This is a genomic window from Micromonospora sp. NPDC004704 (assembly GCF_053601675.1).
Genome location: NZ_JBSGCD010000002.1, coordinates 63594 through 77121 on the forward strand (window position 1 = coordinate 63594; position 13528 = coordinate 77121).

A 13528-nucleotide genomic window follows, 5' to 3' on the forward strand; every position below is an offset into this window, starting at 1 on the left:
TGTCGAATAAGAGAGCGCTCTCACACATGTTCGACACCTTCGCGTAACCAGACCGAAGCACTGGTCCGGTTTCGCCTGCGCCAAGGAGGAACGATGGATGGGGCCGTGTTGCTGCCCGACGTCCAGCGCCGCCGGATGAACCGGTGGCGTCCGATCGTCGTGCTGAGCGCTCTTGTCGCGCTGCTCAGCGCGTACGTGGCAATTTCCGCCGACCGGGCCGGGGCGGCCGAACCGCTGCTGTCCCAGGGCCGCCCGTCGACCGCTTCCTCGGTCGAGTCGGCGGCCACGCCGGCCTCGGCGGCCGTCGACGGGAACGCCGGCACCCGCTGGTCCAGCGCGTACAGCGACCCGCAGTGGCTCCAGGTCGACCTCGGCGCGAGCGTCGCGATCAACCGGGTGAACCTGGTCTGGGAGGGCGCCTACGCCCGCGCCTTCCAGATCCAGGTGTCGACCAACGGCACCACCTGGACCTCGGTCTACTCGACCACGACCGGCACCGGCGGAACCCAGTCGTTGACCGTCACCGGCACCGGCCGCTACGTCCGGATGCTCGGCACCCAGCGGGGCACCGCGTACGGCTACTCGCTCTGGGAGTTCCAGGTCTTCGGTCCGGACGTACCCAGTGCCTGTGGCACCACCAACGCGGCCCTGAACCGGCCGACCACCGCCTCCTCGGCCGAGGCCGCCGGCACTCCCGCCAGCGGTGCGACCGACGGCAGCGCGGCCACCCGCTGGGGCAGCCTGTTCACCGACCCGCAGTGGCTCCAGGTCGACCTCGGTTCGACCCAGTCGATCTGCGGCGTGACCCTGAACTGGGAGGCGGCCTACGCGACCGCGTACCAGATCCAGGTCTCGGCCGGCGCGACCGGACCGTGGACCACCATCTACTCCACCACCACCAGCACCGGTGGGGTGCAGACCATCACCGCCGCCGGCAGCGGACGTTACATCCGGGTGTACGGCACCGCACGCGCCACCGCGTACGGCTACTCGCTCTGGGAGTTCCAGGTGCGTACCGGCACCGGCACTCCGCCGACGACCCCGCCGACCACGCCCCCGACCACCCCACCCACCACACCTCCGACGACCCCGCCGCCGACCACGACCCCGCCGACCACTCCGCCGCCCGGCGGGACCCGGCTGCTGTCGTACAACAAGCCGGCGGTCGCCTCCACCGACCAGAGCGACGCGAACTGCTACCAGTGCACTCCGGCCAGGGCGTTCGACAACGACCCGGCCAGCCGCTGGGCGACCAGTTCCACCACGGGCTGGGTCGACCCCGGTTGGATCTACGTCGACCTCGGTGCCACCGCCACCATCTCGCAGGTGGTGCTCCAGTGGGACCCGGCCTTCGGTCGGGCGTACCAGATCCAGGTCTCGCCGAACGCGACCACCTGGACCACGATCTACTCCACCACCACCGGAGCGGGCTTCAAGGAGACCCTCAACGTCTCCGGCTCCGGTCGCTACGTCCGGATGTACGGCACCGCCCGGGGCACCCCGTACGGCTACTCGCTCTGGGAGTTCCAGGTCTACGGCACCGGTGGCGCCCCGATCACGCCCCCGGCCCAGCCGGCCGACCCGACCTTCCCGGCCACCCGGCTGATCTGGAATGACGAGTTCAACGGTGCCGCCGGCAGCAAGCCCGATCCGGCGAAGTGGACCATCGACCCGGGCACCGGGCAGAACAACGAGATCCAGTACTACACGAACAACAACAACGCGAACATGGACGGCGCCGGTTCACTGGTCATCGAGGCCCGACGGGAGACCGCCGGTGGCCGCGACTACACCTCGCACCGGATGAACACCGGCGGCAAGTTCACCACCCAGTACGGCCGGGTCGAGGCCCGGGTCAAGGTGCCGAAGGGCAACGGGTTGTGGCCGGCGTTCTGGATGATGGGCGCCGACTTCCTCACCGGCCGCCCCTGGCCGTACAACGGTGAGATCGACATCATGGAGGTCCTCGGCCGCAACACGTTCGAGGGCTACTCCACCCTGCACGCACCGGCCTACAACGGCGGTGGCGGGTACGGCCAGAAGTACCCGGCGCCCGGTGGCGCGGACCTGTCCCTGGACTACCACGTCTGGGCCGTCGAATGGGACAGCCGGGGCATGACCTTCAAGCTCGACGGCACCACGGTCTTCTACGCCAGCAAGGCCACCGTCGAGGCGACCCGTGGCCCCTGGGTCTTCGACCACCCGTTCTACATCATCCTCAACCTGGCGGTCGGCGGCGACTTCCCCGGACCGGTGGACGGCACCACCCCGTTCCCGTCCCGGATGCTCGTCGACTACGTACGCGTCTACCAGTAACTCCGGGTAGCGATCAGCCGGCGGGTGGCTGGCCAGCGGAGACGCAGGTCATCCACCCGCCGGTGCGCGTACCGGGCGGTGGGTCGGGGCCGTACCGTTCGGGGCATGACCGAGCAGACTCCGGCCCCGCTGTCGGGCAAGCCGACCTCGTACTCGCGGGTGACGCTGAGCCGCATCATGACCGCGGTCGACGTCAACCTGTACGGCACCGTGCACGGCGGGGTGCTGATGAAGTTCGTCGACGACGTGGCCGGTGCGTCGGGTGCCCGGCACAGCGGCGGTACGGCGGTCACCGCCGCGATCGACGAGATCGTCTTCTCCGAGCCGGTCCGGGTCGGCGACCTGGTGCACGCGCACGCGCAGGTCAACTGGACCGGGAGCACCTCGATGGAGGTCGGGGTGAAGGTGGTCGCCGAGCGCTGGGACAGCGCCGAGGACCAGCCGTTGCGGGTGGTCACCGCGTACCTGGTCTTTGTCGCCGTGGACGTGGCCGGCAATCCGCGCGAGGTGCGCCCGGTGCTGCCGGAGACGCTGGACGACGAGCGGCGGTGGCGGGAGGCGGAGATCCGCCGTGCACACCGGCTGGCCAAGCGGAACGCGATCCAGGCGAACCGGGCGGCGGCCGAGTAAGGGTCGGGCAGGATTCGGCCCTGGCCGAATGAAGCGGGGCCGGGGGTCTGGCGGGCTACCGGAAAAGTTGTTGCCCCGTAAGCTTTGCGACGCCGATTCGTCGGCGCGCCGTACCCTCTCGGCACCCCTTACCCCCTCGGCCCCGCCCCCCTGGAGCCCGTCACATGCGCCCCCGCGTGATCATGCTGTTCGCCGCCGTGATGATCCTTCTCGGCGGCGGCCTGCTGGTGCCCGCCGCGTACGGCAAGCTCACCGGGCCCGATCCGGCCGGGCCGGACCCGGTCGCGACCACCGCGGCGGCGCGGGCCGCCCTCGTCCCGCCGCCACCGCCGACCCTGGCCCCGGCGCCGGTCGCGGTGCCGGCGGACGGCTTCGTCGCCTGGGCGCTGCTCGACCGCAGGAGCGCGCAGATCACCGGCTCGCCCAACAGTGCCGAGTCGACCAACTCCACCGAGTCGATGATCAAGGTGTGGATCGTCTCGGACTTCCTGCGGCGGACGGCGGAGGCGGGCAGGACCCCCTCGGCGGACCGCCTGAAACAGGGCAGCGCCGCGCTCCGGTACAGCGATGACGACGCCGCCGGAGCGCTCTACTCCGCCGGTGGCGGTACGGCCGTGACCAAACGGATGATGAGCATGTGCAAGCTCACCAACACCCGGCTCGGCACCGTGCCCGGATACGTCGGCTGGTGGAGTTTCACCGAGATGACCGCGCAGGACGCGGTACGGCTGGGCGAGTGCGTCCGGAACGGCACCGCCGCCGGTCCAAAATGGACGGACTGGGTGCTGGACGAGATGCGCAACGTCTGGGGCACGGCGGCAAAGAAGGACCAGGAACGGACCAGGGGCGGAGGCCGCTGGGGCATCATCGACGGCCTGCCGAAGGAACTGCTACAGAGCGATCCGGTCAGCATCAAGAACGGCTGGACCTCACTCGTCTACGACGGGAACTGGCACGTCAACTGCCTCGCCATCAGTAACAACTGGGTGCTGGCGGTGCAGCAGCGCTATCCCGACAAGCGTGGTCTGGAATATGGTGCCCGGGTCTGCGCGAACATCGCCGCCCAACTGGTCACCCCGGGGGTCGGCGCCGCGCTGCGGATCCCCCGACCCCTGACCGGGAGCTGACACGTTGGAAAGCACCACCACCGCCCGCTCCCACCGTCCGGGCCGGCGGTCGCCCTGGTGGTTGGCCGCCGTCGCGGGCGTACTGGTCCTCCTGGTGCTGGTCGGGATCCGGGTCCTGCCGGGCGGGTCCACGGACACCGAGGCGGTCGCCCAGTGGGACGAGCCGGCCGCCCCGATCGGTGCCGGCGGCGCCCCGTCGGCAGGTGGCACGTCCATCCCGACCGGGTCGCCGTCCCCCGTGCCGTCCGGGTCGCCGTCCGCCTCCCCGACGAAGTCGCCCGTAAAGTCGCCGTCCGGTTCACCCACCGGCAAGGTCACCCCGCCGCTGTCCCCGCTCGGCGTACGACCGACGACGGTCAAGCTCGACCTTCAGGGCTGGTGGGCCTGGAGCATCGTCAACCGGCGTACGGGCGCGGTCTCCGGCTCCGCCAACATGGGCGAGACGAGCACCACCGCATCGTTGATCAAGGCTTGGCTCACCGCCGACTACCTGCGTCGGGCGGCAGCCGACGGGGTGACCCCGACCGAGGCGAAGCTCGCCGACCTGACCAAGATCATCCGTGACAGCGACAACACCCGTACCGACACGCTCTTCACCGAGGTCGGTCGGACCGAGTCGATCAACCGGCTGGTCGGCATCTGCAAGCTCACCGACAGCGGCCCGGCCGCGGACGGCGGCTGGAGCCGTACCGCCCTGTCGCCCCGGGACACCGCCCGGCTCGGCGTCTGCATCGCCGACGGGCGGGCGGCCGGCGACACGTGGACCACCTGGCTGCTCAACGAGATGCGCCTGGTACGCGGAGTCGGCGACTTCGGCATCCGGCACGCCTTCCCGGCGGCGCAGCGGAAGACGATCGCGATCAAGAACGGCTGGGTCGAACGGACCAAGGAGCAGGAGTACCACGTCAACTGCCTGGCCATCTCCGGCGACTGGACGATGGGCGTGATGACCCGCTACCCGGTCGCCCTCGGCTGGGACTACGGCATGGACAACTGCCGGAAGATCGCCGAACAGCTCCGGGCACCGGCCTGACCGGTCAGCCCTCCCGGAGACTCACATCGGGCGTGGCCAACCTGCCGTGGTGGGCGCGTACCGCGTCGGAGATCACGATGCCGAGTAGGACGACACACGTGGTGGTCGTGACCAGGACCGGCGGCAGGAACACCATCGTCGGGGCGACCAGCACCAGGACCAGCAGCCAGCCCAGCCGGGCCCGCGAGACGGTCCGGAACACCTCGTACTCGAAGGCGCTCCGGCCGATCAGGAACAGTGCCGGCCCGCCGAAGATGACACAGATCAGCCCGGCCTGGGTGGAGCCGCCCGGCCGGTCGATGACCAGGTCGAACCCGGCCGCGCTGGAGACGACACCGAGCACCATGAGTAGGTGCGTGTAGGGCGCCCACCGGGTGATCCGGCCGGGTCTCACCTCCAGGGCGACCTGGAGGAAGGCGCCGGCCCGGAAGACGTAGATCTGCCAGAACATCAGGGTGGTGACGAAGGCCAGGACGAAGGCGGCGACCCGCATCACGGTGAACTCGCTGCCGCTGATCCGCAGGGTCGGGACCAGCAGCAGGTCGCCGAGCGCGAGGATGAGGAACTGCTGGTACCGCTCGCCGAGGTGGCCGCTGGCCTTGTCGTACTGCTTCAGCGGCACCCGGCCGATCAAGGGCGTGGGATACCGTAGCGCCGCCGAGACGTAGTCGATCGTGATCGCGAGCGCCCAGAGGCCGAACCGGTCCCAGCCCTCGACGAAGATGCCACCGACCCACAGCGCCCCGGAGATCACGAACCAGAACAGGAACCGTGCCGCCCGGGTCCGTGCGGTGGTGCTGCGCAGAACGCTCACCAGCACGATTCCGCGACCGACGTGCATGGCCACGTACGCGGCCGCGAACAGCCAGCCCAGGTTCGAGAACGCGCGCGGCATGGTGGCCGCGAGCAGGATGCTGCCGAGCAGCTTCCCGGCGATCATCGCCTGGATCGGCAGTCGCTCCGGGTTGTAGAAGTCGGTCAGCAGCGCGGTGATCGACCAGGTCCACCAGATGGCCATCACGAGGACGAGCAACCGCACGGCCTCGGTCAGGGTCACCTCCTCCGCCAGCCGCATCGAGGAGAGGGTGAGCGCGGCCACGTACGCCACGTCGAAGAGCAACTCGAGCAGGGTGGCTCGTTCCGGCGCGTCGGAGCTGCGGATCAGCCCGGTCCTGCCCTCGTCCGTCATCGATCATCCGCCCCGGTCCGCGCTGCGCCCATGCCGGGCCGAACGGTTCAGGTTGACGAAGGAGTCGGCCACATCTGCCCAAGTTAAGCAAGCGGGGGGACCGGGCGGGCGCGTACCGGGAAATCGCGCGACGGGTCGGGACGGCACGCGGCAGCGGCCGACCACCGTGCGGTAGCACCGCCGGTAATACCGTTTGGGGTAGGCTCGGCCACGTGACCTCGAAGCGCAGCATCAGCGTCCCGGACGACGTCGCCCAGTGGCTTGACGACCAGCCCAACGCGTCCGCCGCGATCACCTCAGCCCTGCGCGCCCAGATGGCCGGCGGCCGGGTCGACGAGGTGATGCGCCGCGCCGGGATCGAGGTCACCGAGGAGGGCAAGGCCCGTTGGCGTGACCGGCTGGCCGAGCCGATGCCGGCCGACGTGCTCGACGCCGGACGCCGGTTGCTCGGCGGCGCCGCGTGAGCCAGGAGATCGCCGTCGTTCTCGACGACAGTGCGCTGCGGGCGTACGTCGCCGGTCAGGTGGCCGTCGGTGAGCTGATCGCCGAGATCGCCGACGAGGACCGTCAGGTCGGTGTCCCGGCCGCGTGTCTAACCTCCGCGTACGCGGCCACCACCGACGAGGTCGGCACCGCGCTGCTGGCTCTGCTGATGACCACCCCGGCCGTGCGACTCCTGCCGCTCGGCGTCGACCCCGGAGGCGACGATGTCCGCCAGACCGGGGCGTTTGCCCGTGCGGCCGGTGATGACCTCGCTGCCGGCCACGCCATCCGATCCGCCCTGGCCCACCAGGCCCACTACGTCACCGCCAAGCCCGGCGCAGCCGCCGCCGTCCTCCCGGACGGGTGGGCGGTCGTCGACCTCAGCGAGGCGTAGTCCCGATGACGAAGGGCCGACGCCGTTGCCGGCGTCGGCCCTGGATCCTCGGGGACGATGTCAGGGTTGCTGGACCAGGCGGAACGACTGGGCGGCGGAGCCGTTGCAGGCGTACTGCACGAGTTGGACGCTGTTGGCGGTCGAGGCGCCGGGCACGTCCAGGCACTTGCCGCTGAGGCGGTTGACCAGTCGGTAGGTGCCGCCGGTCTCGGCGACCGGTTGCCACTGCTGGTTGTTGCCGCCGGTGTACGTCCAGAGCTGGATCGGTGCGTTGTCGGCGGTGGACACGTTCGTCACGTCGATCGACCGGGCGCTGTTGGCACGGTTGTTGACGCGTACGAAGGCGCCACTCGTCGGCTGGAACTGGAACTGCTGGGCGTTGCTGTTGTTGCAGGTGTACTGCTGGATCGCGGTGCCGTTGGCGGTGCCGGCGGCACGGCTGTCGACGCACTTTCCGTTACCCGCGTTCACCACCGTGTACCAGGCGGTCGGGGAGATCGGAGTGGTCGGCGGGGGAGTGGTGCCGCCGCCACCGCCGAGCCAGAGCAGCCCGTCGATGAGGAACCGGTTCTGCACCTCACTGGCGAAGGTGGACGAGAGCGGGGTGTTGTTCTCGTAGTTCATCGCGTTGTGGCCGAAGTTCGCGTACAGCATCTTGTAGTTGACGTTTCGCCAGATGATCGGGTAGTAACCGCTGCGCCAGGTCTGGTTCGGGTCCGTGCCGAGCGGGAAGCTGCTCTGGTCGACCGAGGCGAGAATGTCGATGTTCGGGTTGTTCCGCAGGTCGTTGTTCCAGCTGTACCACTCACTGACCGACGAGGTGAAGGTCTGCGGCAACCGTACGGTCGACGGGTGCGTCTGGTCCTCGACCCGCAGTACGGCAGTGGTCGGTCCCCAGGTGTTGTTGCGGAACGCGCCGGTGCCGAGGAACTGGTTGTGGTACCAGTCCCAGCCGCCCGGATTCGTGTTGAACGCGGACACGTGGAAGCCGAGCCACGCCCCGCCGTTCTGCATGTACTGCTGGAACGCCGGCCGTTGTGCCGCCGGCGGCAGGTCGTCCAGAAAGAGCACCACCTGGTACTGGGCCAGGTTGGCCGTGTTGAGCCGGCTCCAGTCGGTTGTCGCGGTGTAGGTGAAGTTGTTCTGCGCCGCGATCTGCGGGAACCATTGGTTGGCTTCCCGGACGAAACTGATGTGCGCCGCGTCCCAGGTGCCGTTGTAGAAGGCAATGACGTTGAATGCGGGTGCGGCGGCAGCCGCTTTCGCATTTCCGATTGCCGGGCTGGACGATACGCAGATCAGCGCCAGGAAAAGCGCGAGGAGCTGAACCAGCCTCTTTCTGGAGACTGGCGTACGGGTACCGATATCCATGATGGGTCCTCTCGGACCACACGTGGCTGGTCGGGGTCGACCAGGGCGATGCCACGAGCGATCGACCATACGCTATGGCTAGCTCGAATCACATGTCAATATCCGACTTAAGAGAAGCAATCGGTCACCCTCGCCCACGCCTTTCTCGTCGATCTAGGGCAAATACGTGTTGCTAGAGATCAATAAGCCTGTATTTGCCCTAGATCGCGGGTGGGGGGTGGGGTGGGTGGGGTGGGTGGGGGGCACATGGGGTGGGGTGAAGCATGTGGGGTGGGCACGTCTCGGGTGGGGCGGGGCGTGCGGAGAATGGGCCCCTGGGGTACGGCAGGATGGCGGCTGGGTCACACCACGGTGTTGTGGCAGGCCCGGGGAGGGGAGGACCATGGGTGACGTGCTCTGGGAGCCGCCGGTCGATGTCCGCGAGACCACGCGGATCGGTGACTACCTGCGCTGGTTGCGGGAGCACCGCGGCCTCGGCTTCGCCGACTACCCGGCACTCTGGCAGTGGTCGGTCACCGACCTCGACGCCTTCTGGCGGTCGATCTGGGACTACTTCCAGGTCATCGCGCACACCCCGCCGACCGCGACGCTCAGCGGCGACCGGATGCCCGGCGTCGAGTGGTTCCCGGGCGCCACGCTCAACTACGCCGAACACGTGCTGCGCATGCCGGGCCTGGCCGACGACTCTCCCGTGGTCATCGCGCACAGCCAGACCCGCGCGCCGGTCACCCTCACCGCCAGGCAACTGCGTGAGGACGTACGCCGGGTGCGTGCCGGACTGCGCCGGCTCGGCGTGGGCCGGGGGGACAGGGTCGCCGCGTACGCGCCGAACATCCCCGAGACGTTCGTGCTGATGCTCGCCACCACCAGCCTCGGGGCGATCTTCTCCTCCTGCGCGCCGGAGTTCGGCACCCGCAGCGTCACCGACCGGTGGCAGCAGATCGAGCCGAAGGTCCTGGTGGCCGTCGACGGCTACCGCTACGGGGACAAGCCGGTCGACCGGCGGGGCGAGGTGGCCGCGATCCGGGCCGCGCTGCCGTCGCTCGTACACACGGTGGTCCTGGACTATCTGCACCCGGACGCCGCGCCGCCGGACGGCACCCTGGCCTGGGCGGACCTCGCGGCCCCCACGGACGAGCCGCTGGCCTTCGACCCGGTGCCGTTCGACCACCCGCTCTACGTGCTCTACTCCTCCGGCACGACCGGGCTGCCCAAGCCGATCGTGCACGGGCACGGCGGCATCCTGCTCGAACACCTCAAGATGCTCGCCCTGCACCACGACCTCGGTCCGGCCGACCGGTTCTTCTGGTTCACCACCACCGGCTGGATGATGTGGAACTTCCTGGTCTCCGGGCCGGCGGTCGGCGCGGCGATCGTGCTCTACGACGGCAACCCCGCCGTACGGGCCGAGCCCGGCCGCCCCGCCGAGCCGGACCTCGGTGCGCTCTGGCGGCTGGCCGAGGAGACCGGTACCACCTACTTCGGCACCTCCGCCCCGTTCCTGCTGGCCAACCGCAAGGCCGGCGTACGCCCCAGGGAGATCGCGGACCTCAGCCGGCTGCGCGGTCTCGGCTCGACCGGCGCACCCCTGCCCGCCGAGGGCTTCACCTGGGTGTACGACGAGGTCAGCACCACCCTCCAGCTCCAGTCGCTGTCCGGTGGCACCGACGTCTGCACCGGCTTCGTCGGCGGAGTCCCGCTCCTGCCGGTGTACGCCGGTGAGATCGCCTGCCGTGCGCTCGGGGCCAGGGTGGAGGCCCGCTCGGCGGACGGACGGCCGGTCGTCGGTGAACTCGGCGAACTGGTGATCACCGCACCGATGCCGAGCATGCCGGTCGGCTTCTGGAACGACCCGGACGGCCGCCGCTACCGGGAGGCGTACTTCGACCACTATCCGGGGGTCTGGCGGCACGGGGACTGGATCACGATCAACGAGCGCGGCGGTTGTGTGATCACGGGCCGGTCCGACGCCACCCTCAACCGGGGCGGCGTACGCCTCGGCACGGCCGAGTTCTACTCGGTGGTCGAGGGGCTCGACGAGGTCACCGATTCGGTGGTGGTGCACCTGGAGGACAACGAGGGCGGTGCCGGCGAGCTGCTGCTGTTCGTCGTGCTCGCGGAGGGGTTGGAGCTCGACGATCCGATGAAGGCGAAGATCGCACGCGAGCTGCGTACCGCGCTCTCGCCCCGGCACGTACCGGACGAGATCCACCAGGTCCGCGCGGTCCCCCGGACGCTGTCCGCGAAGAAGCTCGAGGTTCCGGTCAAGAAGATCCTCACCGGTACGCCGGTAGCCGCCGCAGCGGCCACCGGGGCGCTGGTGAATCCGGAGTCGCTGATCGCCTTCGAACTCTTCGCCAAGGAGCGGGCGCGGGGCTGAGCCGAGGGGCGGGCGCGGGGCTGACCGGTAGGTCGGTGATGTTCGTCGGGCGGTCGGTGCACTCCGTCCGCCCGACCGACAACGTGAGGGTGGTGCCGGGGCGTTTCACCTTTCGTGGGCGCCTACCTGCAACTGACCATCACCGACACCGTCCATCCGAGCACCGGTGGCGGCGGGGCACTCAGCCCGCTGGCCCGGATGGTGCGTACCGCCTGGTGCCACCTGCCGGCGGACTGGGTGGTCGACGGGGCGCTCGTCTCCGGGCGTCGGGCGGTCCTGGTCGACGGCCTGGTGGGTACGCGGACCCCGTACCGGGGGCGGTCCGTGGTGCTGCGGGTCCAGGCCACGGTGCTCACCCCGGCCCAGGCACGATCCCGACCCTGGCTGGGTGACGTCGCCGGCTTCTACCGGTGCGGTCCGGACGGCGTGCTGCGTGAAGTCTTCCCGTCCGAGCTGTGAACACCCGGTGCCGGCTCAGGACAGGTCAAGGGTGACCCGTTCGGAGGTCAGCCGGTCGGCCAGCCGGGCCCGGTCGAGGTGCCCGCAGAGGACCACGCTGGCCCCGGCGACGAGGGGCGCGAGCAGCCAGTCCACCGGATCCGGGTGGGTGGTCGCGTCGATCAGCACCCGGGCACCGGGGGTGATCCCGAGCGTTGCCGCGGACCGGGCCGCGAGCCCGGTCAGCCCGGCGTCCTGCGGGCCACCGCCCGGTTCCGGGGTGAAGTGGTCGCCGTGGCCGCGTACCTCCACCACGTAGTCGGCGAAGCCCGGCGGGACCGTACGCAGCGGTGCGGCCATCGGGGCGAGCGCCAGCGCGTACCGGTCACCGGCCGGCCAGGCCGAGGCGGTGTCGATCCGGTCGGCCGCCACGAAGAGGACGTCGACCGGACGCGGCGGCTCCGGGCTGTCCGCCGAGGCATCGGTGGACGTCGCTCCGCCGGCCGGTACGGACACCCCGCTCCCGTGCACCGCCAACCCCGCTGACCAGCAGCCGAGCAGGACGGACGCGGTCTGCCAGTGCGGCGGCAGCAGCACGCCGGCCCGGTCTCCGGGGGCCAGTCCGGCCGAGTCGACCAGCAGGTTCGCGGTCTTGGCGACCCAGTTGGCGAGCGTCGCCCCGGACAGCTCCGTACGGTCGCCGGTGGCGTCGTCGTACCAGGTCAGCAGGGGTCTGGTCGGGTCGGCGGCGACCGCTGCGGCGAGCACGCGCGCGATGGTGTCGGCCGTCGTGGTTTTGTCCGTCATCGCCACTGAGGATAGCCTTCGCGGCTGGGTCCGGGTCCGGTCGCCGGTATCGGTTCAGTCGCCGGAAAGACAACGGGCTGTCGGGTCGCAGTCGACGCCGGGACAGCGGGGCGGCGTAGGCTTGGCAAGAGTGTTGTTCCCCACAACCCGCAGTTTGAGGAGTCGCCAAGTGACCCCCGGTCGCCCGCCCCGCGTGCTCATCGACGCCACCAGCGTCCCCGCCGACCGTGGCGGCGTCGGTCGATACGTCGATGGCCTGCTCGGCGCGCTGGGCAGAATGTGCGCATCGGGTGGGGTCGATCTGGTCGTGGTCGGACTCCGGACCGACGCGGAGCGTTACGCGCGGATGCTGCCGGCGGTCGAGGTGATCTCCGCACCGGCCGCCGTCGCCCACCGACCGGCCCGGCTGGCCTGGGAGCAGACCGGGTTGCCGCTGCTCGCCCAGCAGGTCGGCGCGCAGGTCCTGCACTCGCCGTTCTACACCTGCCCGCTGCGGGCAGGTTGTCCGGTCACGGTGACCGTGCACGACGCGACCTTCTTCACCGAGCCGGAGCACTACGACAAGTCCCGGCGGACCTTCTTCCGCAGTGCGATCAAGACCTCGCTGCGCCGGGCCGACCGGGTGATCGTGCCGAGCAAGGCCACCCGGGACGAGCTGATCCGGCTGCTCGACGCCGACCCGACCAAGATCGACGTCGCCTATCACGGGGTCGACCAGAGCGCCTTCCACGCACCCAGCGAGGAGGAGAAGGCCCGGGTACGCGCCCGGCTCGGCCTCGGCGGGCACAACTACGTGGCGTTCCTCGGGGCCAAGGAGCCGCGCAAGAACGTACCGAACCTGATCCGTGGCTGGGTGCTCGCCGTACAGGACCGGGACGATCCGCCGGCCCTCGTCATCGCCGGTGGGCAGGGGCACGACGACGACATCGACCAGGCCGTCGCGGACGTACCCGCGCACCTGCGGCTGCTCCGCCCCGGCTATCTGCGCTACGCCGACCTGCCCGGCTTCCTCGGCGGTGCGTTGGTCGCCGCCTACCCGTCGTACGGGGAGGGCTTCGGCCTGCCGATCCTGGAGGCGATGGCCTGCGCCGCCCCGGTGCTCACCACCCCGAGGCTCTCGCTCCCCGAGGTCGGCGGCGACGCCGTCGCCTACACCAGCGAGGACCCGCAGCAGATCGCCACCGACCTGGCCGCCCTGCTCGACGACGAATCGCGCCGGCTGACCCTGGCCAAGGCGGGCCTGGACCGGGCGAAGGAGTTCACCTGGGAGTCCAGCGCCGAGGTGCACCTTGCGGCCTGGAGCCGGATCAGCGGATGAACCGGAATTCCGCGCTCAGAGCAAGCATGCATATGAGGGGCG

Annotated in this window: 12 protein-coding genes; 9 read left to right on the forward strand and 3 right to left on the reverse strand. The window is 70.2% G+C overall.

The features are described 5' to 3' along the window. Positions 1-93: 93 nt before the first annotated feature. The 4 genes from ACWEFB_RS02520 to ACWEFB_RS02535 all read left to right on the forward strand — a co-directional run bounded on the left by ACWEFB_RS02520 (position 94) and on the right by ACWEFB_RS02535 (position 5106). On the forward strand, positions 94-2316 hold the full coding sequence (locus tag ACWEFB_RS02520; protein WP_452281507.1) for a discoidin domain-containing protein: 2223 nt from the start codon (positions 94-96) through the stop codon (positions 2314-2316). A 105-nt stretch (positions 2317-2421) separates the two neighbouring features. Continuing rightward, positions 2422-2946: an acyl-CoA thioesterase gene (locus ACWEFB_RS02525; RefSeq protein WP_326560897.1), complete on the forward strand. Its 525-nt coding sequence runs from the start codon at positions 2422-2424 to the stop codon at positions 2944-2946. A gap of 164 nt (positions 2947-3110) precedes the next feature. Next, the gene (locus ACWEFB_RS02530; RefSeq protein ID WP_452281509.1) at positions 3111-4073 is read left to right on the forward strand and encodes a hypothetical protein; all 963 of its coding nucleotides are present in this window, start codon (positions 3111-3113) and stop codon (positions 4071-4073) included. Positions 4074-4077: 4 nt separating this feature from the next. Further along, positions 4078-5106 carry a hypothetical protein gene (locus tag ACWEFB_RS02535; RefSeq protein WP_452281511.1) on the forward strand — a complete coding sequence of 343 codons (1029 nt, stop codon included), beginning with the start codon at positions 4078-4080 and terminating at the stop codon, positions 5104-5106. Between the two features lie 4 nt (positions 5107-5110). Here ACWEFB_RS02535 and ACWEFB_RS02540 read toward each other — a convergent pair whose 3' ends face one another. Further along, positions 5111-6295 (reverse strand): low temperature requirement protein A, encoded by a 1185-nt coding sequence (locus tag ACWEFB_RS02540; protein WP_452281513.1) that lies wholly within the window; start codon positions 6293-6295, stop codon positions 5111-5113. A gap of 212 nt (positions 6296-6507) precedes the next feature. Here ACWEFB_RS02540 and ACWEFB_RS02545 point away from each other — a divergent pair, with 212 nt between their 5' ends. Together ACWEFB_RS02545 and ACWEFB_RS02550 are read left to right on the forward strand one after the other, a co-directional pair. Then, complete coding sequence (locus tag ACWEFB_RS02545; RefSeq protein ID WP_326560894.1) at positions 6508-6759, forward strand: hypothetical protein; 252 nt, start codon at positions 6508-6510, stop codon at positions 6757-6759. Next, the gene (locus ACWEFB_RS02550; RefSeq protein WP_452281515.1) at positions 6756-7172 is read left to right on the forward strand and encodes a hypothetical protein; all 417 of its coding nucleotides are present in this window, start codon (positions 6756-6758) and stop codon (positions 7170-7172) included. The genes ACWEFB_RS02545 and ACWEFB_RS02550 overlap by 4 nt, the downstream gene beginning before the upstream one ends. A gap of 60 nt (positions 7173-7232) precedes the next feature. Here ACWEFB_RS02550 and ACWEFB_RS02555 read toward each other — a convergent pair whose 3' ends face one another. Next, a complete protein-coding gene (locus tag ACWEFB_RS02555; RefSeq protein WP_452281517.1) occupies positions 7233-8543 on the reverse strand; it encodes a ThuA domain-containing protein in 1311 nt (436 codons plus the stop codon). 382 nt (positions 8544-8925) lie between these two features. Here ACWEFB_RS02555 and ACWEFB_RS02560 point away from each other — a divergent pair, with 382 nt between their 5' ends. Continuing rightward, a complete protein-coding gene (locus tag ACWEFB_RS02560) occupies positions 8926-10923 on the forward strand; it encodes an acetoacetate--CoA ligase (RefSeq protein WP_452281519.1) in 1998 nt (665 codons plus the stop codon). Positions 10924-11037: 114 nt separating this feature from the next. After that, positions 11038-11382, forward strand: coding sequence for a hypothetical protein (locus ACWEFB_RS02565; RefSeq protein ID WP_452281521.1), 345 nt, complete (start codon positions 11038-11040; stop codon positions 11380-11382). A 15-nt stretch (positions 11383-11397) separates the two neighbouring features. On the opposite strand, the gene ACWEFB_RS02570 is transcribed toward ACWEFB_RS02565, so the two are convergent. After that, complete coding sequence (locus tag ACWEFB_RS02570) at positions 11398-12168, reverse strand: TIGR03089 family protein (RefSeq protein ID WP_452281523.1); 771 nt, start codon at positions 12166-12168, stop codon at positions 11398-11400. Positions 12169-12337: 169 nt separating this feature from the next. Between ACWEFB_RS02570 and ACWEFB_RS02575 the strand changes: the two genes are divergently transcribed. Beyond that, the gene (locus ACWEFB_RS02575; RefSeq protein ID WP_326560888.1) at positions 12338-13486 is read left to right on the forward strand and encodes a glycosyltransferase family 4 protein; all 1149 of its coding nucleotides are present in this window, start codon (positions 12338-12340) and stop codon (positions 13484-13486) included. The last annotated feature ends 42 nt before the right edge of the window (positions 13487-13528 follow it).

Excerpts from the sequence above, each read along its gene's own strand:
- ACWEFB_RS02540 (WP_452281513.1), bottom strand. The coding sequence starts at position 6,295 with ATGACGGACGAGGGCAGGACCGGGCTGATCCGCAGCTCCGACGCGCCG.
- ACWEFB_RS02525 (WP_326560897.1), top strand. The coding sequence starts at position 2,422 with ATGACCGAGCAGACTCCGGCCCCGCTGTCGGGCAAGCCGACCTCGTAC.
- ACWEFB_RS02520 (WP_452281507.1), top strand. The coding sequence starts at position 94 with ATGGATGGGGCCGTGTTGCTGCCCGACGTCCAGCGCCGCCGGATGAAC.
- ACWEFB_RS02560 (WP_452281519.1), top strand. The coding sequence starts at position 8,926 with ATGGGTGACGTGCTCTGGGAGCCGCCGGTCGATGTCCGCGAGACCACG.
- ACWEFB_RS02555 (WP_452281517.1), bottom strand. The coding sequence starts at position 8,543 with ATGGATATCGGTACCCGTACGCCAGTCTCCAGAAAGAGGCTGGTTCAG.
- ACWEFB_RS02530 (WP_452281509.1), top strand. The coding sequence starts at position 3,111 with ATGCGCCCCCGCGTGATCATGCTGTTCGCCGCCGTGATGATCCTTCTC.
- ACWEFB_RS02570 (WP_452281523.1), bottom strand. The coding sequence starts at position 12,168 with ATGACGGACAAAACCACGACGGCCGACACCATCGCGCGCGTGCTCGCC.